Source organism: Nostoc sp. DedSLP03 (genome assembly GCF_034530815.1).
In the GTDB taxonomy this organism is placed as follows: domain Bacteria; phylum Cyanobacteriota; class Cyanobacteriia; order Cyanobacteriales; family Nostocaceae; genus Nostoc.
In genome coordinates, this window is the sequence record NZ_JAVRCK010000016.1 from 1 (window position 1) to 22,767 (window position 22,767).

The 22,767-nt window shown below is 40.2% G+C and carries 11 protein-coding genes and 1 pseudogene; 3 read left to right on the forward strand and 9 right to left on the reverse strand.

Annotation, left to right across the window (positions count from 1 at the left end; all coding sequences use genetic code 11):
• Positions 1-74 precede the first annotated feature (74 nt).
• The 4 genes from RM368_RS10150 to RM368_RS10165 form a co-directional block, all read right to left on the reverse strand.
• Complete coding sequence (locus RM368_RS10150) at positions 75-3,161, reverse strand: hypothetical protein (RefSeq protein ID WP_322693954.1); 3,087 nt, start codon at positions 3,159-3,161, stop codon at positions 75-77.
• 573 nt (positions 3,162-3,734) lie between these two features.
• Positions 3,735-4,391 (reverse strand): pentapeptide repeat-containing protein, encoded by a 657-nt coding sequence (locus tag RM368_RS10155; RefSeq protein ID WP_322693955.1) that lies wholly within the window; start codon positions 4,389-4,391, stop codon positions 3,735-3,737.
• A gap of 782 nt (positions 4,392-5,173) precedes the next feature.
• A complete protein-coding gene (locus tag RM368_RS10160; RefSeq protein WP_322693956.1) occupies positions 5,174-6,952 on the reverse strand; it encodes an asparagine synthetase B family protein in 1,779 nt (592 codons plus the stop codon).
• Positions 6,953-7,131: 179 nt separating this feature from the next.
• Positions 7,132-8,013, reverse strand: a complete 882-nt coding sequence (locus RM368_RS10165; protein WP_322693957.1) for a 4-hydroxybenzoate solanesyltransferase — start codon at positions 8,011-8,013, stop codon at positions 7,132-7,134.
• Between the two features lie 349 nt (positions 8,014-8,362).
• Here RM368_RS10165 and RM368_RS10170 point away from each other — a divergent pair, with 349 nt between their 5' ends.
• The 3 genes from RM368_RS10170 to RM368_RS10180 all read left to right on the forward strand — a co-directional run bounded on the left by RM368_RS10170 (position 8,363) and on the right by RM368_RS10180 (position 17,700).
• The gene (locus RM368_RS10170) at positions 8,363-10,012 is read left to right on the forward strand and encodes a Ppx/GppA phosphatase family protein (protein ID WP_322693958.1); all 1,650 of its coding nucleotides are present in this window, start codon (positions 8,363-8,365) and stop codon (positions 10,010-10,012) included.
• Between the two features lie 969 nt (positions 10,013-10,981).
• Complete coding sequence (locus RM368_RS10175) at positions 10,982-11,536, forward strand: RidA family protein (protein ID WP_322693959.1); 555 nt, start codon at positions 10,982-10,984, stop codon at positions 11,534-11,536.
• 743 nt (positions 11,537-12,279) lie between these two features.
• Positions 12,280-17,700, forward strand: coding sequence for an AAA family ATPase (locus RM368_RS10180; protein WP_322693960.1), 5,421 nt, complete (start codon positions 12,280-12,282; stop codon positions 17,698-17,700).
• Between the two features lie 145 nt (positions 17,701-17,845).
• On the opposite strand, the gene RM368_RS10185 is transcribed toward RM368_RS10180, so the two are convergent.
• The 5 genes and pseudogenes from RM368_RS10185 to RM368_RS10205 form a co-directional block, all read right to left on the reverse strand.
• On the reverse strand, positions 17,846-18,859 hold the full coding sequence (locus RM368_RS10185) for an alpha/beta hydrolase (protein WP_322693961.1): 1,014 nt from the start codon (positions 18,857-18,859) through the stop codon (positions 17,846-17,848).
• A 347-nt stretch (positions 18,860-19,206) separates the two neighbouring features.
• The gene (locus tag RM368_RS10190) at positions 19,207-19,545 is read right to left on the reverse strand and encodes a hypothetical protein (protein WP_322660052.1); all 339 of its coding nucleotides are present in this window, start codon (positions 19,543-19,545) and stop codon (positions 19,207-19,209) included.
• A 308-nt stretch (positions 19,546-19,853) separates the two neighbouring features.
• On the reverse strand, positions 19,854-21,560 hold the full coding sequence (gene ilvD / locus RM368_RS10195) for a dihydroxy-acid dehydratase (protein WP_322693962.1): 1,707 nt from the start codon (positions 21,558-21,560) through the stop codon (positions 19,854-19,856).
• A gap of 226 nt (positions 21,561-21,786) precedes the next feature.
• Positions 21,787-22,059, reverse strand: coding sequence for a hypothetical protein (locus tag RM368_RS10200; RefSeq protein ID WP_322693963.1), 273 nt, complete (start codon positions 22,057-22,059; stop codon positions 21,787-21,789).
• A 543-nt stretch (positions 22,060-22,602) separates the two neighbouring features.
• Positions 22,603-22,748, reverse strand: a pseudogene (locus RM368_RS10205) (IS1 family transposase); the annotation flags it as partial.
• Positions 22,749-22,767 lie beyond the last annotated feature (19 nt).

Consider the following 22,767-nt stretch of genomic DNA (forward strand, 5'->3'; position numbering starts at 1 on the left):
TAGTACAAAGTGAAGTATTTCGTGACCGTTTGGCTAAATTATCGTTCAAATCACACTGCTCCTCTAAATAGCATTTAAGTTTGTACAATAAAATCTAATGCACTCAGAGTTGGCGCACCAGTCACAGTTGCAAATAGACCACCACTACCAAAACCAGCCGCACTGCCATTTTGGTTGTAAAATAACTGTCCACGAAAAGCGTCGTAGATAATTTTCGCTGTGCTAGTTTCCCCATTAGAAATGATTTGAAAATCACTTTTGTTACTAAAACCTGTTCCAGCAGTTGAAGTAATAGCACTAAAGGTAGTTTTATCTAGAACAATTTTATCACCTTGGGAACTGTTGAAATCACTAATGGCATCTACACCAACAGCAGTCATGCTAAAAACTGCATCGGTGTTGTAAACGAAACAGTCCGCGCCAGCACCGCCTACGAGAGTATCATTGCCAGCACCACCGACGAGAGTATCATTGCCATCGCCGCCTCGCAATAGATCGTTGCCACTCAAGCCATAGATAATGTCATTACCCCCCTGAGCATTAATCACATCGTTGGAGTTTTCAAAACCTGTGATGCTGTTATTCAGGTCATTGAGGAATGTAACTGTGTTTTTGTTGAATAGGCTAGTTTGAGTAGAGTTGGCATTGAAGACATCAAAGCTGTCGGCGATGTTGGTTTGCCCATCAAATAGAATATTGCCAATCGCAGGTGTTGCTCCAGAAGCAGGCAGATTATCGAGGGTTTCTAATTTGAAGTTTTGCAGAGTGACATTGGTAGAGGCGACATTTTCAAAGCTAACTTCTAAGTTGTTAGCATTTTGAGTTAATTGCAGATTTTCGGGAGTTAAACCCGAACCGATAAATTGTAAGGTGTCCAAAGAAGCAATTATCGCCGACGTTGGGGTTGTGCCTTTACCAATGCCACTAAAATCGGTGATGATATCATTGCCATCGTCAGGACGAAATACAAATGTATCTTTACGGCTGTTGCCCCCCAGGGTATCATTACCAGGAGTTACGGTTGAGTTAAGGGTGTCGTCACCCCCCTGCCCATTAACCACATCATTAGAGTTGTCAAAACCCGTGATGTTATTGTTGAGGTCATTGAGGAAAGTCACCATGTTCTTGTTGAATAGCGTAGTTTGAGTGGAGTTAGCATCGAAGACATCAAAGCTGTCGGCGATGTTGGTTTGCCCATCAAATAGGATATTGCCAAGTGCAGTTCGTGAACTGCTTTCTGGGAGGTTATCCAGGTTTTCTAGTTTAAAGTTTTGCAAAGTGACTTTGGTAAAAGCCACTTTTTCAAAAGTCACTTCTAAATTGTTATCATTTTGAGTTAATTGCAGATTTTGGGCAGTTAAACCCGAACCTTTAAATTGTAAGGTGTCAACATTAGCGATCGCCGCTGATATTGGGGTTGTGCCTTTACCAATGCCACCAAAATCGGCGATAGTATCATCGCCATCGCCAAGGCGAAACAAAAATTTATCTTCACCGCCATTACCTTTTATGGTGTCGTCACCAGTCAACCCATTGATGATGTTGTTGCTAGGTGTGCCAAATAAGTTATCTGCATCAGCAGTTCCAGTCAGGTTGGGAGAAGTGTTGCTAGTCGCAATATTTGTTCCCCCAAATACCACATAGCTTTGCCCAGCAACTTCTTTACCGTTGGGATTGGCATAAGGTGCGCCAATAATCAAGTCGTCAATGCCATCGTTGTTAATGTCCCCCGCATTGCTGACTGATTTGCCTGAGAAGTCATTTGCTGCAATGCCGTTAATTATAAAGCCATTATTGCCATTCAAGAAGGCGAGGTTGAAGATGCCGCCACTGCCCAGATTCCTTCCCCCAAACACCACATAGCTTTGCCCAGCATTACGGATGCCGTTGGGTTTGGCAGCCGGTGCGCCAATAATCAGGTCGTCAATGCCATCGTTGTTGATGTCCCCTGCATTCCTGATTGAGATGCCCTCCGAGTCGTCACCTACCGTAATGCCGTTAATCAAAAAGCCATTAGTGCCATCCAGAGAAGAGAGGTTAAGGGTGCCGCCACTGCCCAGATTTCTTTTCCCAAACACCACATAGCTTTGCCAAGGATAATTTCTGCTATAGGGGTAGAGATTAAGTGCGCCAACGATCAGGTCGTCAATGCCATCATTGTTGATGTCCCCCGCATTGTTGACAAAGGCGCCTAACAAGTTATTTTCTGTAATGCCATTAATCAAAAAGCCATTGGTGCCATCCAGAGAAGAGAGGTTGAGGCTGCCGCCACTGCCTAGATTCGTTCCCCCAAACACCACATAGCTTTGCCCAGCACGATAGTTGCCGTTGGGGCTAGCACCCGGTGCGCCAATAATCAGGTCGTCAATGCCATCGTTGTTGATGTCCCCCGCATTGCTGACTGAAGAACTTTCTGCAATGCCGTTAATCAAAAAGCCATTAGTGCCATCCAGAGAAGAGAGATTGAGGCTGCCGCCACTGCCCAGATTCGTCCTTCCAAACACCACATAGCTTTGCCCAGTATAAGAGTTGCCGTTAGGGTCGGTATATCCCGCGCCAATAATTAGGTCGTCAATGCCATCGTTGTTGATGTCCCCCGCATTGCTGACTGAATAGCTTGAGGAGTAGCTATTTTTTGCTGCAATGCCGTTAATTATAAAGCCATTATTGCCATCCAGAGAAGAGAGGTTGAGGCTGCCGCCACTGCCCAGATTCGTTCCCCCAAACACTACATAGCTTTGCCCAGCATTATCTTTGTCGTAAGGGTAGGTATTACTTGTCCCAATAATCAGGTCGTCAATGCCATCGTTGTTGATGTCCCCCGCATTGCTGACTGAATAGCTTGAGGAGTAGCTATTTTTTGCTGCAATGCCGTTAATTATAAAGCCATTATTGCCATCCAGAGAAGAGAGGTTGAGGCTGCCGCCACTGCCCAGATTCGTCCTTCCAAACACCACATAGCTTTGCCCAGTATAAGAGTTGCCGTTAGGGTCGGTATATCCCGCGCCAATAATTAGGTCGTCAATGCCATCGTTGTTGATGTCTCCCGCATTGCTGACTGAAAAGCCTAGCTGGTCATATTCTGCAATGCCGTTAATTATAAAGCCATTAGTGCCATTCAAAGCAGAGAGGTTCAGCAGGTTGAATGATGAATTAGCCATGATTTTCTCCTGTGTTTATTTCTTATCAGTCAGCGAGTGAACTTTGAGGTTTTACATCTTCTTAAGTTGACACTAATGGACAGTGCCGTGCCCTACACCCTCGGTATAATGCTGTACCGCATCGGAATGGGAATGGCTATATTTTAATTACAGTTTGAGCATTCATAATCACAGAAGAAGCTGTGTTAACTACAGCTAGAGCATTCATAATTACAGAAGAAGCTGTGTTAACTACAGTTTGAGCATTCATAATCATAGAAGAAGCTGTGTTAACTAAGGCTTAAAAATTACTTATAATATAATAAATATTTATAATTGATGCTGAAGCCGTATTAACTAAGGCTTCAAGACTTCTCGCTTTGTGCATTTTTAATTCAAAATTGGGTTTTGGGAAAAGACTAAGGGTTATAAGGTTTTTTCTTTCCCTTTCCTCTTCCCCAAAACCCGATAAGTATTGAGTTTCAAGTTTACTTATTTTGACTTCTAACTTTTGAATTCTGCTGTATCTCCTTTTCATGCAGAGCATGAAAACCAAATCACAAGATTATCTCACTTTGGCAGAGCTATTTCTAGCTAATAAATAACTATCTGAGGTTGCTCAATTGTACCATCAGGCATAATAGTATCTCGCAACTTCGCATAAATCAAATTTGTCTTCCAAAGGTTTGCTTTACTCAAGTTTGCTTTGGTTAAATTTGCCCATGTCAAGTCTGCACCGGTTAAGTTAGCCTCAGTCAAGTTAGCTTCTAGTAATATTGCTCCACATAACTTGGCTCGTGTGAGATTTGCAAAACTTAAGTTAGCTTCAATCAACGATGCTTCAATTAATTTGGCTTCACTTAAGTCTGCTTCTCTCAAATCTACATCACATAAAGAAGCACCCCAAAGATTACTACCTATGAATTTCACCCGCCATAAGAATGTTCCGCACAAATTTGCTCTTGTTAAATCAGCATTAGTCAAATTAGCTTCACATAAAGACGCTTCATACAAATTAGCTTCACGTAAGCTAGCTTGCATCAAATTTGCGCCACTTAAATTAGCACGAGTTAGAATACAGCCAGACAAATTTGCATCACGCAAATCCGCTCCGATAAAGTTAATACCACTTAAATTAATTCCTTTCAGGTCGATTCCCCTCAAGTCACATCCACTGAAATCTCGGCGCTGAAAATATTTATTTGTGATTTGACTTAAAATAAATTCCTGTTGTTGAGCATAATTGTTCATGGTATTCACCTCTGGGTGTAATTGATCTCAAAGGTTGAGTGTGTTAGTTACCGTAATACTTCTGGTTTTGTGCATTTTTAATTCGGAATCGGGTTTTGGCAAAAGTTTACTGGGTTTGGGTTAAAGGTTTTTTCTTTTCCCTTTCCCCTTTCTTTTTTCCCAAAAACCGAGAAGTATTAGTAGTTACCGTATATTGAGAGTACACCGCAAATGGAGGTTAGCTCAGTAAATAATCAAAAATAAATTAACAGAAAATCGACAATCACTTGAAAATGCGTTTTTTCAGTGGTTTTTAAAACAAAAAATGCTGACATAAGTCAGGAAATATTCATATAACAAGAGTCATTTGTCTTTGGTCATTTGTCATTGGTACTAATGACAATGACTTCGATTTCCCTGCGGCTTTTTATGAAAAGCCAGGGGATGAGTTACAGCAGAAATCATGTATTTGAACCACACCTGTTGTAGGGGCACAAGACCTTGCGCCCCTACTGCGTAGTCTATTTAAGATGAGTTCGACGAGTGCTATTTTGACCTCTCCCCCAGCCCCTCTCCTACTAGGAGAGGGGAGCAAAAACTTTTCTTTTCTCGTTACTCCTCTCTCGCCTTTTAGGAGAGGGAGGCTGTCCGGGAGAGGTCTGTCGAACTCACGTTCTATTTACCTGAAAATAGCTGTAAGATGCAAAATTTTCATCAGTAGTGAGTACTTCTCACTTATTACTCAGCACTGATAGCGAAAGCATAACCCAACTTAGTCATGACCTATCTTTTTGTTGCTTTCACTACTGTGCTTTTTGATTTACTTGTAACCAAATTTCTAAACTAGCAAGCAACCACAGCTTTACTCCATACCGGCTCCAAGTATCTCCTTGATAGTTTAACCAATTACGAATTGGCAATTGGTTTAAGTAAGGAGTAATATATGCATTTCGATTGAGCAATAAATCTCTGGCTTCTTGCTGCCAATATTTCCGAAATCCTAACTGTACCGGTACCATCATCCCACTTTTGGGACGATGAATAATTGTGTCTGGTAAGATATCTGCGATCGCCAAGGATGTACTGTAGGTAATCGCTTGCTTTAAAACTGCTTTTTCTTCCACTCCAGAAAGCTTATACTCTGGAGGTATCTCCATGCTTAACTCTACTACTCGTTGGTCAAACAGAGGAGAACGACCTTGCAAAAGAGCAGCTTGAGTCAAGTTACTGACTTTGGTCAAAATTTGGTCAGCGCCTTTAAATTTGATATTCATTGCCATCAAACGATTCAGATAGTTTGCTTGGGAATATAAATCTTCTGCAAAAACCCAAGGCGCTGTTTCTACTGCTGTCCAAACTTCTGGTTTTAAAAGTTGCGGTAAGTCAACAGCACACTTTTGAAAGGAAATTAAATAAGCATACAATGCATCCTGATTGGTGACAGAGCCATATAAACTATTAATTAGCATCGGCTGGTTTTTTGGGCCGCCAAAGCAAGGGTCGCCACCTTCACCATTTAAAACTACTTCTACGCTTTCTCTTGCCAGTCGTCCCAGCAACAAGTTGGGAACAGTCAGTGGATCGCCAATGGGGTCATCTAAATAAGCCATTGTTTCCGGCAGGCGTGACCACATATCCTTAAAAGTAATTTCTAAAATGTGGTGCTGTGTTTGACAATGGGATGCAACCAGACTGGAAAATTCTAACTCATTGGGACATTCCGAACCAAAATGAATCGAGAAGGTGTGGACTGGTGCTTTGTGGAATTTTGCGACTAAAGCAGTGATACTGCTGGAGTCCAAACCACCGGAAAGAAAAACGCCAACGGGTTCATTTGCTGGTGGTAAATATTCTCGAACAACTTGCTCTAAAAGTTCTCGCAAGCGATCGCCATGCCATGCTAAGGGTCGATCGCTTGCTATAATCTGTTCTTGAAGCTGCCAATAAGCTGTAACTTTGCAGTCAGGAAATTCTAAAACAGTTCCAGGTCGAAGTTCTTGCACCTGTTCCCAAAGGGTTCGTTCGCCAGGAACAAAAGCACAACAAAGATAATCTCGCAACGCCACCAAATCTAAATCGGATGAACGATGAGGTGCTAAAGTTCTCAGTTGAGGGGCAATCCAACGAACTGAACCAGTGGTAGTGTAATAGAGAGTACGAACACCGATGCGATCGCGAATCAATCTCAACACCTGTTTCTCTCTATCCCAAACCACCAACGCAAACATCCCCACAAGTTGGCTAAGACTTTCATTACCCCATCGTTCCCAAAGATTGGCCACCAGTTGCAGAGAACTTCCTTGAAAGCTATCTGGTTCAATTCCCAACTTTTGCAGCAATTGCACTCGGTTAGTTAACCAAACATCACCAACAACAACAAATCGTCCTCTAGAACTGATTGCTAATTTTTCCGTCGGCAATTCCGAAGTTGTGCGTGGTAAAATTACAGAAATTTTTTCATCTCGCCAAGCTATATCTTCATGATTTGCATCAACTGTTCCCCACGCTACGCGCCAGGTTGGGTTAGTTTTGCTGAATTCGATTTTAGGAGATTTACGATTTTTAAACGCATTAAATAGCATGGGAAATTTTCAACGCATAATCAGTAAGAGTCCCACTCCTAAACCCTTCCCCGCAAGCCTACGGTGTACACACAAGTCCTTCTGACCCTCTCTAACTCCCCCTTGGTAAGGGGGAGAACCGGATATTTATTTGCCTCAATGCATCGGGGGGATTGAGTGGGGTAAATCCAATTGACTGCTTATAAAGATCCAGCAATCATCCCAGCAAGTAAAATAAAACCAATCCACACGTTTTGCTGAAACATCTTACCATAAGCAGAATTAGGTAAGTATTGCTCTCTTAATCGCAGAGACTGCCAAACCCATCCGATAGTAGCAACTGCAAGGCTAATCCAGAAGGCTAAGTGTAGATGTATTACTACGCCTAACCAAGACAATAACAAAATTGTGCCAGCAAAGAAAATTCCAATGGCTAGAGGGGCATAATTACCAAAAAATAGGGCGCTAGAATTAACACCAATGCGGCGATCGTCTTCTTTATCGCTCATGGCGTAAACTGTATCAAATCCTAACGTCCACAGTACAGTTGCGCCCCAAAGTAACCAAGTTGGTTGAGAAAGATTTTGCGTGACTGCACTCCAGCTAATCAAGACCCCAAAACCCCAAGCGATGGAAAGCACTAGTTGCGGTACGGGAAACACCCGCTTTGCACCTGGATAAAGCAAAATGACAGGCACTGCTGCCACGCATAACCAGAAACTCAGGGGGTTAAGATAAAAAGCCAAGACTGCTGCACACGCTAAAGAGACGATCGCAACTACAATCCCAACTTTCACAGATAAGGCGCGAGAAGCAAGGGGGCGATCGCGTGTTCTCTCCACTTCTGGATCGATATTCCGATCCCACAAATCGTTGACAACACACCCAGTTGCACTCGTGGCCAGAGTACCCAATATAATCACACCAACCAGAGGTAAAGGCGGTTTTCCTGAAGCTGCCAAAAATACAGCCCAAAGGGCAGGAATCATTAAAATTAACCGCCCTTCTGGTTTATGCCAGCGTAAAAGCCGGATAATTACAAGCCAAATTGGTGACTGGGGGCGTTCTGGCGTGGTTAACATAGAAATCAACAAATAACTTTAGAAAGATGAATTCACACTTCTTTACATCTATAGAATAACGTTATTTGTTATTTGTAAAAACATAACCCAAAGTGGCAACTTTAAATATCTTTAAATAGTCACTCAGGTTATAAATAGTAAGGTGAATATACATAGCTCAGTTACCCTCGATCGAGCTGAGTTGCGAATGCTGAGTATTTTTTAATTTACTCAATATTCAGCACTGGCTCAACGCCCTGCTACCGCTAACAGCACTCAGTCTGAGCAAGTGTGTTGTCATAAATATCAGTGCTAGCTAACCCGACGTATCACCGTTTGCCATCATTTCTTAATAAAGAGAGAAAACTAGATGCTGAATTTAGTTTCTAGCTGGGAGAGTAGTCCAACTCAACCATCTAAGCAACATCGGATTATTGCTGCCATTGACCTGGGAACAAATTCTCTACACATGGTAGTAGTCAAGATTGACCCCACACTACCAGCTTTCAGCATTATTGCTAAAGAAAAGGAAACCGTAAGGCTTGGCGATCGCAATCTTACCACTGGAGAACTCAAGCCAGAGATAATTGAAAAGGCGATCGCTGCTTTAGGACGCTTTCAAGAAGTTGCCAAAACTATCAACGCTGAAACAATCATCGCTGTAGCAACTAGTGCTGTGCGAGAAGCGCCCAATGGTAAAGATTTTTTGCACACAATAGAAACGGAGTTGGGTTTAAGCGTTAACTTGATTTCTGGTCAAGAAGAAGCGCGGCGAATTTATCTTGGCGTGCTGTCGGGGATGGAATTTAACAACCAGCCCCACACCATTATTGATATTGGCGGTGGTTCCACAGAATTAATTTTAGGCGATAGTCAGCAAGCCCGCATTCTCACCAGTACCAAAGTTGGTGCAGTGCGACTCACTAGCGAGTTAATCACTACTGACCCCATCAGCACTACTGAGTTCCAATATCTGCAAGCTTATGCACGCGGGATGTTGGAACGTTCTGTAGAAGAAATCTTAGCAAATTTAGAGTCTGAGGAATCTCCGCGTTTGGTGGGTACGGCGGGCACAATTGAAACCCTGGCAATGATTCATGCACGGGAAGAGTCGGGTGTTATTCCTTCCACTCTCAATGGCTACCAATTTAGTTTTAAAGACTTGCAAGAGTTGGTAAATCGCTTGCGGAAACTGAGTAATTCCGAAAGGGCTGAGATTCCTGGTATGCCAGAGAAGCGCCCTGAAGTTATCCTCGCTGGTGCAGTCATATTACAGGAAGCAATGACCCTTTTGGGTAGTGAATCGGTAACAGTTTGTGAGCGTTCTCTCAGAGAAGGCGTAATCGTAGACTGGATGTTAAGCCACGGTTTAATTGAAGATAAGCTGCGCTATCAAAGTTCAATTCGGGAACGGAATATCCTCAAACTCGCAGATAAATACCAGATCAACTTAGAATACAGCGATCGCGTGGCAAAATTTGCCGAGAGTTTATTTGATCAAACTCAAGGTACTCTACATCATTGGGGAACTGACGAGCGACAAATGCTGTGGGCAGCCGCCATATTACACAATTGCGGTCATTATATCAGCCATTCGTCTCACCACAAGCACTCTTACTATTTAATTCGCAATGGAGAATTACTCGGTTATACAGAAACCGAGATTGAAATTATTGCCAATTTAGCGCGTTATCATCGCAAATCGCCGCCCAAGAAAAAACATGAAAACTACCAGAGTTTGCTGACCAAACAACAACGACAAATTGTTAGTCAATTAAGTGCGATTTTAAGATTGGCAGTAGCATTAGATAGACGACAAATTGGTGCAGTTGCTCAAGTGCAATGTGAGTATTATCCACAACTTAAGCAGGTCAATCTGCTAATTTTTCCATCTCAATCAGATGATGATTGTGCTTTAGAACTTTGGAGCTTAGATTATAAAAAAGGAGTGTTTGAAGAAGAATTTGGAGTGAGATTAGTAGCAAGTTTAGAAAAGTCTAATATTAATAACTTGTCTTAGAAAGTAGGGTGCGTTAGCACAGTGTAACGCACCTGCACATAGCTTATATTTATGGTTGCGATCGCTAATCAGCTTGAGAAGTTAGTCCCAATATAAAAGCTTCAGGTAAAAATCAGAAAATTTATTTAATAACTTCTTAAGAAGGCATTATTAATAACTAGCATTATATTATACAACAAAAATCTTAATTGAATTTGCCAAGTGTATGTAGATAAAATATATATCTAATTTTGACATCTAACTTAAGGATGAATTTATAACTGTCCCAAGAACCATTTAAAAACAAAAAATAGTAGTTAGAATAGAGCTAACAATCTATGAAATTTAGGTTATGTTGCTAGTGGATATCTAAGCCGGGAAACTTAGATATCCTTATATAAAATTTCAATAGTTTAATAAGTTATCAAGCAGACATAATATTGAGGGCTGCAAAAGAAACTTGCTTAGTCTCTAATTTTCCACCTAAGAACGAAATTTCGTTATTTGAACCACCTTTAGAACTCTATTTGAGAGTATCCACTCATGCCCACATAAAAAACCTACACTTGTCAGACCCTAACCCTCCCCTTGCAAAGGGGAGAGAACGAGATTCTCTTGTTTCCCCCCTTCACAAGGGGGGATTAAGGGGGGTAATTCGACTTGTATGTACACCGTAGCCCTTATCCATAGAGAGGGCCCCACCTTCCCCTTGTCCCGACAAATGCCAAGAAGTCTATTAACCGACACAACCTGTTTACGAAAAATAATATGCGCTGCGGCCTAATACACTTTTTGGGGGTTAATAACCTGATTTGGTATAAGTATTAACTGTATCCATATCGAAAGCTAAACGACCTGAAAGCCATTAGGAGCTATTAATTACGTGATTACACGGTATTATGTTTCCTGGATAGTGCTTTTTAGCATAATTGGATAGATAATAGAACTAAGTATGAGCAAAAATAGAGAACTCACATTTAAGGAGCTTTAATGACTAAACGTATTACCAGTGCTGTAAATTCGCTAGTAGCAAACTTCTCGCGACGAAATGCACTTTTGTGGCTTGGAGGTAGTGGAATAACTACTGCTTTGATGGTGGGAACACAAACGGAAGTAAGCGCTAAAGACAACAAAGAGTTGAAGTTGGTGAACCCACCAACATTATATAATCCAACCCAAAATGGCTATAGCCATATAGCTGTGACACCATCAAGGGCGAGAACCGTCTATATTTCTGGTCAATTTGGTTCCGATTTACAAGGGAATCTTGTCTCAAATGAATTTGAAAAGCAGTTAATACAGGCTTTTAAAAACCTCCGTTATGCCTTAGCAGCCGTTGGGGCACAACCACAAGATGTCGCAAAAACTACTGTTCTTATAGTAGATCACAACCAAAATAAATTGATCCCGTTAGGACGTGAAATTATAAATTTATGGGGAAATAAACCACCAGCAAACACTCTTATTCCGGTTCCTAGACTTGCACTTGACGGTATGTTGTTTGAAATTGATGCTTATGCGGTAATTCCAGATAACCGTAGTTGAGGACTGGTTATAACATAACCCTATCTAATATAGCAATCCAAATTGAAACGTGAGAAAATACTGAGGTTAAAAATACCTATTTTCAAGCCTTTCAGCGATTTTATCTCTCACGAATGATTTAGGATTGCTATAACAGTCGGCGGAGTAATAAACTTCCGCTACTGTCAATCAATAATAGTCTCTCCTATTCGAGTAAATAATTGCCTTTAGTCAGACTACGAAACCTAACTAAAAATCCCAGCAGGTACTAGTAAGTAGTTCGCGGTTGTTAACTTAGTTCTTTAAAGTTTAGAGGGAAAAGGTGAAAGGTTTTTAATACAATTTTGAAAAATGATTGCGACAGATGGATTTACACCAAGCCAGACGCACCAAGGCAATTCCCAATCCAAAATCGTTCGACTGAGCGCAGCCGAAGTCTAAAATTCAAAATCTAAAATGGTATAACCTCTTCCCTTTTAATCTTTACCCAGCCCTTACAAGTATATTTTGGAGTTAAAAAATTTTTACTTTAGGCTTTGCAGGTTCCTAATTTCCTATTGATAACCTTGAAGCTTTATGTGAGGTATTCTATCTCTGCATTGGATGATTTAAGGCTAAATCAGCGTGTAACGTATCATCAAATTTAAAGTTTATCTTCATAAATAGTCTCAAAAGTAAAGCCATAGTAATCTTTACTAATTAACACTAAACTGCCGTTATTAATTTGGGAATAATTAACTTATAAATTACTCGGATTTAACAGTATGTTTAGCACTAATGTTAATATTTCTGGATACCAAATCATTGAAGAAATCTACAATGGTTCCAGAACTGTAGTTTACCGAGGGTATCGAGAAAGTGACTCATTACCTGTAGCGATCAAACTGCTGAAAAATCCATATCCATCCTTCAACGAACTAGTGCAGTTTCGCAATCAGTACACCATTGCTAAAAATATAAACTCATCTTTAATCGTTCAAACCTACAGCCTAGAGGCGTATCAAAATGCCTATGCGTTGGTGATGGAAGATTTTGGTGGCATTTCTCTAAAAGATTATTTTGCTCGCGATCAAACGCGAGATATCAGGTTTTTACAAGAATTTTTACAAATAGTGATCGCACTGTGTAATACCTTAGAGATACTCTATAGTCAGCGGATCATTCATAAAGATATCAAACCGAGCAATATTTTAATTAATCCTCATTATAAACAAGTTAAATTAATCGACTTTAGTATTGCTTCTCTATTACCAAGAGAAACGCAAATGCTAATCAGCCCCAATGTATTAGAAGGAACACTAGCTTATATTTCTCCAGAACAAACAGGGAGAATGAATCGGGGAATTGACTACCGGACTGATTTTTATTCACTTGGTGTAACTTTTTACGAATTACTCACAGGTGAGTTACCTTTTCAATCAAACGATCCGATGGAGTTGGTGCATTCCCATATTGCTAAGGTAGCCTCATCAATAGATGTAATTAACTTACAAATTCCGGCGGTAATTTCGGATATTGTTAGCAAATTAATGGCAAAAAATGCTGAAGACCGCTATCAAAGTGTATTAGGATTGAAGCATGATTTAGAAAATTGTTTAGCTCAACTGAAAACAACTGGCAAAATTGAAAGTTTCCCAATTGCCCAAAGGGATGTGTGCGACAGATTTATTATCCCTGATAAACTCTATGGACGAGAAACAGAAGTAGAAACTCTGCTAGAAGCATTTGAAAATGTCAGCCTGGGAGCAACAGAAATAACGTTAGTAGCTGGGTTTTCGGGGATTGGTAAAACTGCCGTTGTTAACGAAGTGCATAAACCTATTGTTCGTCAACACGGTTATTTTATCAAAGGCAAATTTGACCAATTTAATCGCAATATTCCTTTTTCTGCATTTGTCCAAGCTTTCCGTAACTTCATGGAGCAATTACTGGCAGAAAGTGATGTACAAATACAAAAATGGCGAAATCAAATTATTCAAGCATTAGGTGAAGACGGACAGGTAATTATTGAAGTCATTCCCGAATTAGAAAAAATTATTGGCAAACAACCACCTGCACCAGAATTATCAGGTAACGCAGCACAAAACCGATTTAATTTATTATTTCATAAATTTCTCCAAGTATTTACAACTAAAGAACATCCTTTAGTCATATTCTTAGATGATTTGCAGTGGGTAGATTCAGCTTCATTAAAACTGATGCAATTATTAATGAATGAAGCTAATCAGGGATATTTATTGTTGATTGGTGCTTATAGAGATAATGAAGTATTTCCAGCACATCCATTGATAGTGATGTTGGATGAAATTCGCAAAATAGGTGTCAAGGTAAATAGTCTTAACCTGAAACCGCTCAACCAATTACAATTAAACCAACTTGTAGCCGATACGTTAAATTGTGCAGAAAATGTGGCATTATCTCTTTCACAATTGATTTATCGTAAAGTTCAAGGAAATCCATTTTTTGCAACTCAAATCCTGAAATCATTACATCAAGATCGACTCATTCAATTTAATTCTGTAGAGGGATGTTGGCAATGCGACATTTCTCAAATAAATCAGCAAATTCTAGCAGATAATGTTGTTGATTTTATGGTTTTCCAATTACGAAGATTACCAGAATCAACTCAACAACAATTGAAACTAGCCGCTTGTATTGGGAATCAATTCGATTTAAAAACATTAGCGATTGTTTCTAAACAATCGGAGGTAGAAACCGCAGATTGCTTATGGAAGGCTTTGCAAGAAGGGTTAATTTTGCCGCAAAGTGAGGTTTATAAGTTTTTTGTTGATTCCGAAAATCAAGCAGCTACTCAAGAACATTCTGAGATGGTTGTATATAAATTTTTACACGATCGCGTCCAGCAAGCAGCCTATTCACTCATTCCAGAAGCACAAAAACAGTCAACACACTTGCAAATTGGGCAATTGTTGTTGCAGAACATACCTAAAGAGCAGCAAGAGTCAGGAATTTTTGCGATCGTTAATCAATTTAATTACGGACTGGAATTATTAAAAGAAGCTGACGAACGAGAGCATTTATCCCGGTTAAATTTGATAGCGGGTTGTAAAGCCAAAAACTCGACAGCTTATGCAACAGCAGTTGAGTATTTAAAAGTGGCAATGCTTCTATTACCGATAAATGCTTGGCAAAGCAGCTATGATTTAGCCCTTGCTGTTTACGAATCTGCGGCTGAGGCAGAATATCTGAATACAAACTTTGAGTCATCAAAATCATTAGTAGAGATTATCCTCAAAAACGCTAAATCTCCATTGGAAAAAGTTCGTATTTATGAGATTCAAATCCAATCTTATACGGCGCAAAATAAATTCATTGAAGCAATAGCCACAGGTAGAGAAGCATTGCAATTACTAGATTTGACGTTACCTGAAGACAGTAACACTCAAATGATTTTTGATGAATATAACCAGTTACAACAAATGTTGGTTCATCAATCGATTGCAGCATTGGCAGATATGCCAGAAATCATTGATCCCCAAAAATTATTTGCGCTCCGCATATTATCGGGTTTGTTTGCTCCAGTTTATATAGCCAAACCGATGTTATTGCCACTCAAAATTTTTACAATGATCGAGATTTGTATCAAGTATGGCAACTCACCACAGGCAGCTGTTGCTTATAGTCTCTATGGATTATTTTTGTGTAGTATTGGTGCAATTGAAGATGGATATCAGTTTGGTAAACTAGCAGTACAACTTTTAGAAAAATTTCAAACAAAAGAACTTAAAAGTAGAGTTTATTTAACCTTTAGCCTATTTATTAAACATTGGAAAGATTCAATTAAATCCACATTGAATCTATTTTTGGATGGATTGCAAAGTGGATTAGAAACCGGAAATTTAGAATATGTAGGCTATTGCGCCAATTGCTATTGTCAATTTCTCTTTTGGAGCGGAGAAAACCTAGAAAATGCTGTGCTGGAGGCAGATAAATATTGCGATCTCATGCAGCAAATTAAACAAGAGGTATCTCTAGTTTGGGGAAATATCTGGCGGCAGACGGTGCTAAATTTACAAGGAGAAGCGGCTAATCCCTGTTGTTTAATTGGTAAACATTTTCATGAAGTCGAAATGTTACCGACTTTAATTGAAACAAACAATATTAATGGTATTTGTTATGTCTATTTAGCAAAAACGCTCTTAGCTTATCTTTTTGGAGAGTATGAATCTGCTTGGGAATATTCCCAAAAATTTGAGCAGTATGAGCAGGGAGCAGCAGGCTTATTAATTGTTCCTTTGCGGAATTTCTACCAATCTTTGAGTTTGTTAGCTCTTTGTTCTCAGGTAAATGAAGCACAGCAACAGCTTTATCTCCAGAAAGTAGCCGAAAACCAGTCAAAAATGCAAGAATGGGCGGCTCATGCACCCGTAAATTATCAGCACAAGTACAATTTAATTTTAGCTGAACAAGCTCGTGTAACTGGCGATCGCATACAAGCCGCAGATTATTATGAAATAGCGATCCAAGAAGCGATCGCTAATGACTATGTTCAGGAAGCCGCGATCGCTAACGAACTTGCTGCCAAATTTTACCTAGAATGGGGTAAAGAAAAAGCCGCAGAAGGATATCTGCAACAAGCATATTACAGTTATGCCCGTTGGGGAGCAAAAGCCAAAACTGATGACTTGGAAAAAAGCTATCCCAAATTACTCAAACCTATTTTGCAACAGCAAGAATTTAACTTAAATCCCTTAGAAACCATAGCCAGCATTGCTCGTACATCTACTTCTTACACTACCAGCAGCACTAATATTTCTGATGCTCTAGATTTAACCTGCATTCTCAAAGCAGCTCAAACTATCTCCAGTTGTATCGAATTAGACGCACTTATCAGCAGTCTCACTCGCATTATTTTAGAAAATTCTGGTGCGAAAACATCTGTATTAATTCTTCCTCAAGAGGATACTTGGCAAGTGCGGGCAATTACTTTTATCGATCAACAGTTAAATTCCCAGACTGATGTCAAAACTATTCTTGATTCACAACTAATAGATGCTTGTCAATATATTCCGAGAAAACTGATCAATTACGTTAAGAATACTCAAGAAACTGTCATCATAGACAATTGTGAAACGAGTATTCCTGGTGTAATTGGAGAATATATGCTCCTACATCAACCTCAAAGTGTATTATGCACGCCCATTATTAACCAAGGTCATTTGGTGGGGATTCTCTACCTAGAAAATCAATTGAATCAAGGAGTATTTACTAGTAACCGCTTACAGGTGATTAACCTACTTTCCTCCCAAGCAGCAATTGCTTTAGAAAACGCTCGGCTTTATCAGCAAGCGGGGCAAGCTTTACAAGATTTGCAACAAGCTCAATTACAAATCGTCCAAAGTGAAAAGATGTCTGCATTGGGGAACTTAGTTGCTGGCGTCGCTCATGAAATGAATAATCCTCTTGGTTTTATTGCTGCCAGCCTCACACAAGCTAAACCAACATTTATTGATGTTATCGAACACTTGAAACTATATGAACAAAAGTTTCCTACTCCCGGAGATGAAATTTTAATTCATGCTGAAGAAATCGATTTGGAATATACCTTAGAAGATTTGCTTAAGATGATTGATTCCATGACGATGGCGTGTGACAGGCTCAAGAACATTAGCACCAGTCTGCGTACTTTCTCCCGTGCTGATAGAGATTACAAAGTACCGTTTAACATTCATGAAGGTATTGATAGTACGATTTTAATTCTCAAACATCGTCTGAAAGCCAACGAAGAACGTCCAGCTATTGAAGTAATTAATAAGTACGGAAATTTACCCCAAATTGAATGCTTTCCTGGGCAATTAAACCAAGTATTTATGAACATCTTAGCAAATGCTATTGATGCCTTGGATGAATCAAATACAGGTAAGATTTTTGAAGAAATTCAAGCCAATCCCAATCGGATTAAAATTACCACCTCTTTAAAAAATAAACAAGTTGAAGTAAGTATTGCTGATAATGGTCAAGGCATGAGTGAAGCAGTCAAACAAAAAGTATTTGACCACTTATTTACTACAAAAGGTGTTGGTAAAGGAACAGGATTAGGATTAGCGATCGCTCAGTCTATTGTTGTAGAAAAACATGGCGGTTCATTGGTTGTGAATTCTACCCTGGGCGTTGGAACAGAATTTGTAATTACCTTACCGATTCTGGCTCAGACTCAAAATTAATACCCATCTAAAAAAAGAATGCGACAAATAGACCATTTGTAGAGACGCGATTCATCGCGTCTTTAAAAACCAATTATCTACACTAATAGCTGTTAATTGCAAATAATTTTTAACCTTTTCATTTTTTGCAAAATAGGGATGCTCATTAGGAATCTGGATTGATACATTTAAGATGCTCACACCCAAAACCTTGAGTCATCATTGCAGATAGCTGTGGAAAAACTTGTTCGTCAAAGTTGAGTTCACGCATGATTTGGTCACAAGCTTGTCCCTGCGCTATCCGCTTTGCCATTTCCTGAAACTCTATCCAAGTTAAATTACTCTCAACAAATGCTTTAGCAAGGATAATTACCAGTTCTTCATAATCATTGTCTTCCAATTTTGTCATCATTCGGTGTTCAATGTGAAGCGAATCATCGAAACAGTAATACCAGGATTTCGGTTGCTGCTTAAGTATTCTTCGGAAGAAATCCTGCTGTTTCGAGCGACTAACAGCACTATCTGCCTCACTACATACCATTAAGATTGGGGCAGAAACACAGCCTTGAGCTTTGTCTAAAATCTGATGTCCCAATTCCAGAAATATCCGTAAGGCCTTGAGACGAAAACCTTTATAACCAAAATTCCCAGGTGCATCTTTGTTGAACCATTCAAAGTAAATTGGCAGAATTTTGATCAGTTGATCGAATAGTAAATAGTGGCTACCTAAAAAAGGCGTGAACAATAAGGTGCGGTCAATCTCTTGAGGATGCTCTAAAGCTAACCAAGCAGCTAAAGTTCCACCTGTTGATAATCCACCAATTACAACTTGTTGTCCTAGCGTTTTGGCAATCTGCAACCATTTGATGACAAATTGTTGATAAATATCAATATCTGTTGGCAGGGGTGGAGGATTTTGAGATTTCCAGTCACCTGAGCGTCCATGACCGGGTTGTAGAGGAATCAGAACGTTATATCCCTGGTTAAAGAAGGCTTTACCAAGCGGCTCGAATTGGTAAGGGCCTGCTGTAAAACCATGCAAAAACAAAAAAACTTTTGAGGTGAAGTCAGGATGAATCAAAAATTTAGAACGGCAGGCTTCATTTTTAAGACCTAGTGTGGACTCTAATTGGTGAACTTGCTCTAGAATTTCTACTGTATTTTGAATGCCAGCTTTCATTTATGTAATTATTATGTTTATATACATATAGTAATCCTACTTGAATCGCGATCGCATCCTGAAAAGGAAATCTTTGTTTAGCAAGCTTTTAAACAGCTTAGTTATTTAAAACTACAATATAATTCTAGATATATGTTACTTGATGAGTTAAGTAGTTACTTCGAGTCTAGCAGAGGACATATTAGACTTCTTGGCATTTGTCGGGAAAAGGGGGAAAGGTTTGTTATTTTCCCTTTCCCCTTTAACCTTTACCCTTTTCCCCTCTCTTGCAAAAAGCACTTTTGCAAGAGGTCTATTGTTGAGTTGCCCTGTCAGAAGTAAGAAATGTTTTAAAGTCGAATGAGTATTCACTCCAAACTAATTTTCCACAACCCGTCTAGCGGATTAGACAGTTGGAATTGACTATCATTGCTACCGAGCCAATTATTGTCATACACCAACCCCACACTGAATATTCTATTTAAAGGATACTGTCCTAGTTTTCCAAAACCTTCAATATTCTTTGAGTCAGCGATCGCTTGCTGGTTCAGCTGTATAGTTGTTTGGTTGCCGTCATCAAAGTAAATTGTGGCTCGTTTGTTGTGAAAGCGCACTTGAACTTTGTAAACCCCACCAGTTGCATAATAATAAGCTGTAGCAGGCAGCTTTTGACCATCAATATTTTGTCCTTTAAGCTCAACTGCCATAGCAGGACTGCATAGCAGCAACAGAATTGGCAAGACTGACCCTAAAACTTTCATTGGTAGTAACAAACACTTTCACTCAACTATTTTCTACTTTAAAACATAAGTAAGTTTCACAGCCAATGCCAGAAAATTGTCTTTTCATACTCGGCGTTGCATAATTGCGGGATGATTTCGCAAGTTATAAAATCTCCCCCCCTGCTCCCGAAGCACCCCCTGCCTCCCCTGCCTGCCTAAATTCATCCCTCTGTTCTGCAACGCCTCATACTCTTGTAGAGAGACGCGGTATATCGCGTCTCTACCCTTACTCCCTACTCATGAAATAAATCCAAGTCTGTGACCGCACCAACACTGCTAGAGGAAACTAACTTAGCATATTTTGCTAAGATGCCTTTTGTATAACGGGGTGGACGGGGTTGCCATTTGGCGCGGCGACGGGCTAATTCTGCATCAGAAATATTAATTTGTAACAAGCGAGAATTAGCATCAATAGTGATGCTATCACCTTCTTCGACTAGAGCGATCGCACCACCAACGGCGGCTTCGGGAGCAACGTGTCCGACTACCATCCCATAAGTACCACCTGAAAAGCGTCCATCAGTAATTAACGCCACTGCATCGCCTAAACCCGCACCAATAATTGCTGAGGTGGGTGCTAACATTTCCCGCATCCCAGGGCCACCTTTCGGCCCTTCGTAGCGGACGATAATTACATCACCGACTTTAATCTTACCTGCAAGGATGGCATCTAAGCATTCTTCCTCGGAATCAAAAACCCGTGCAGAACCGGTAATGCTGGGATTTTTTATCCCGGTAATTTTTGCTACTGCTCCCTCTGTAGCGAGATTTCCTTTCAGGATGGCTAAGTGACCTTGGGCATACATCGGGTTATTCCAAGGACGAATCACATCTTGATTGCTTGGTGGTTCATCGGGGACATCTGCTAAAATTTCGGCAATGGTTTTACCTGTGATGGTGATACAGTCGCCGTGAAGTAATCCATGTACCAAGAGCATTTTCATCACTTGAGGAATACCACCAGCTTGATGTAAGTCTGTGGCAACATATCTACCACTGGGTTTTAAATCGCATAAAACCGGGACACGATCGCGGATAATTTCAAAATCATCTAGATTAAGTTCTACACCAGCCGCACGAGCGATCGCCAGAAAATGTAACACGGCGTTAGTTGAACCACCCACAGCCATAATTACAGAAATAGCATTTTCTATAGATTTGCGCGTGATAATTTGTCGGGGTAACAATTGATTGCGAATTGCTTCTACTAATACCTTGGCTGATTCTTCGGTGCTATCGGCTTTTTCGTCATCTTCTGCCGCCATTGTGGAAGAATAGGGTAAACTCATACCCATCGCTTCAAAAGCCGAGGACATAGTATTGGCTGTGAACATCCCACCGCAAGAACCAGCACCAGGACAAGCGCGGCGTTCTACTTCCATCAGTTCGGTGTTGTCAATTTTCCCAGCACTGTATTCACCCACAGCTTCAAAGGAACTCACAATAGTTAAGTCACGGCTGTTGTAGTGTCCGGGTTTAATTGTCCCACCGTAAACAAAGATAGCCGGGATATTCATCCGTGCGATCGCAATCATTGCCCCTGGCATATTTTTATCACAGCCACCGATGGCAATCACACCATCCATACTCTGACCATTACAAACGGTTTCAATGGAGTCAGCAATCACTTCTCGTGACACAAGGGAATATTTCATTCCCTCAGTTCCCATTGAAATCCCATCACTAATAGTAATTGTGCCGAACATTTGCGGCATTGCCCCGGCTAGTTTAATTCCAGCTTCAGCTATGAGTGCTAGTTGATTAATTCCCATATTACAGGGAGTGATGGTGCTGTAAGCATTAGCCACACCGACAATTGCTTTCTTAAAGTCTTCGTCTTGAAAACCTACTGCACGCAGCATAGCGCGATTTGGCGATCGCTGTACCCCTTGTGTAACAGCTTTACTTCTAAAATTCTCTGACGTTGTTTTTTCACTCATTGCTCAGGCCTCAATCAAATCTCTGTATGAGTATGATATGTAGGCTTTTTTGAGATGTCCAATATATATTTATTTAAAATTGAGACGTATAAAGTATCAAAAACATGAGACTACAAAATCTGCACTACTTTATTGCTGTAGCTGAGAAATTACATTTCAGCAGGACTTACACAAATGTATAATTTTATTCAGCCATAAATCGAATGGCTCTCTGCGTTCATATTACTCACCCACAGAAATCATCAACCCTCAACTCGCGCCACACATCAGACGGTTGCCAACCAGAGTTACCAACGGAGCGTAAAGGGCGATAGTGTTCCCACATGTAGTCCGATTCGGATGCTTCAATGTACACAGGTGGATTTGGTTCAACCACCGATTCAGGAATATCTTGACTCTCAAACATCTCAATCGGTTCAGTCGATGGTGGAGTTACTTCTGTTATCTTGCGAATTGGGTTAGAACTTTTTTTGATGAGTCGTTGCATATTCATAGTCATTATTTGGCTTTCCACAAGGTAGGATATCCCAGAATACAGTAAGTTATCATAAAATCCGAAATATTTTGTTGAAAAGTTTGGCGTTGCATAAATGCGGGATGAATTAGCTAAATACAGGTATCTTTATATACTGAAAATCATAAAGTAACAATCGGTTTGAATGTTTAAGCACATCTACTGATTTAGAATAGCATAATGTTTTTTGATGTCGGCGTGCAAGATCATCACGTAAACGTGTATTTTTACCTTCTAAGTAGGTAGAAAAATCTACAAGTATGTCATTGCAAGTGAAACGGAGTGTAACAAAGCAATCACAAGGACTTTGACGGTTTTACCAAGCCCTGTTGGGGCGGGGTTGTAGGTATTGGGGTGTGGGGTGTAGGTTGCATGACAGCCCCAACAACCTTCTTCGTTCAAGCTCCATTTTTCACTCACGATTGCATTGGTGGGGGTACAAGCCCCTATCAATGCCGTCTTTCCTACCCGCTACACCCTGTTTTTGACATTTTATTACATAGTTAGATTAATTCGTGCCTACCTACTTACTCTAGTCATATATGTTTTACTGACGATACGATCTTCTAGGTTAATAAAACGGGGGTAAACTTTCCATACATCACACTGCAAAAAATGTCCCATAAAGGTTTAAATGTTTCAGCACTATGGTCTCCTAAAACCCAAGCTAAAATTCCAAAAGCTTTCTACTCA

Bases quoted from the DNA above. Each gene is read 5' to 3' on its own strand.
- RM368_RS10185 (WP_322693961.1), bottom strand. From the start codon at position 18,859: ATGAAAGCTGGCATTCAAAATACAGTAGAAATTCTAGAGCAAGTTCAC.
- RM368_RS10170 (WP_322693958.1), top strand. From the start codon at position 8,363: ATGCTGAATTTAGTTTCTAGCTGGGAGAGTAGTCCAACTCAACCATCT.
- RM368_RS10165 (WP_322693957.1), bottom strand. From the start codon at position 8,013: ATGTTAACCACGCCAGAACGCCCCCAGTCACCAATTTGGCTTGTAATT.
- RM368_RS10150 (WP_322693954.1), bottom strand. From the start codon at position 3,161: ATGGCTAATTCATCATTCAACCTGCTGAACCTCTCTGCTTTGAATGGC.
- RM368_RS10175 (WP_322693959.1), top strand. From the start codon at position 10,982: ATGACTAAACGTATTACCAGTGCTGTAAATTCGCTAGTAGCAAACTTC.
- RM368_RS10200 (WP_322693963.1), bottom strand. From the start codon at position 22,059: ATGACTATGAATATGCAACGACTCATCAAAAAAAGTTCTAACCCAATT.
- RM368_RS10155 (WP_322693955.1), bottom strand. From the start codon at position 4,391: ATGAACAATTATGCTCAACAACAGGAATTTATTTTAAGTCAAATCACA.
- RM368_RS10160 (WP_322693956.1), bottom strand. From the start codon at position 6,952: ATGCTATTTAATGCGTTTAAAAATCGTAAATCTCCTAAAATCGAATTC.
- RM368_RS10180 (WP_322693960.1), top strand. From the start codon at position 12,280: ATGTTTAGCACTAATGTTAATATTTCTGGATACCAAATCATTGAAGAA.
- RM368_RS10190 (WP_322660052.1), bottom strand. From the start codon at position 19,545: ATGGCAGTTGAGCTTAAAGGACAAAATATTGATGGTCAAAAGCTGCCT.
- ilvD (WP_322693962.1), bottom strand. From the start codon at position 21,560: ATGAGTGAAAAAACAACGTCAGAGAATTTTAGAAGTAAAGCTGTTACA.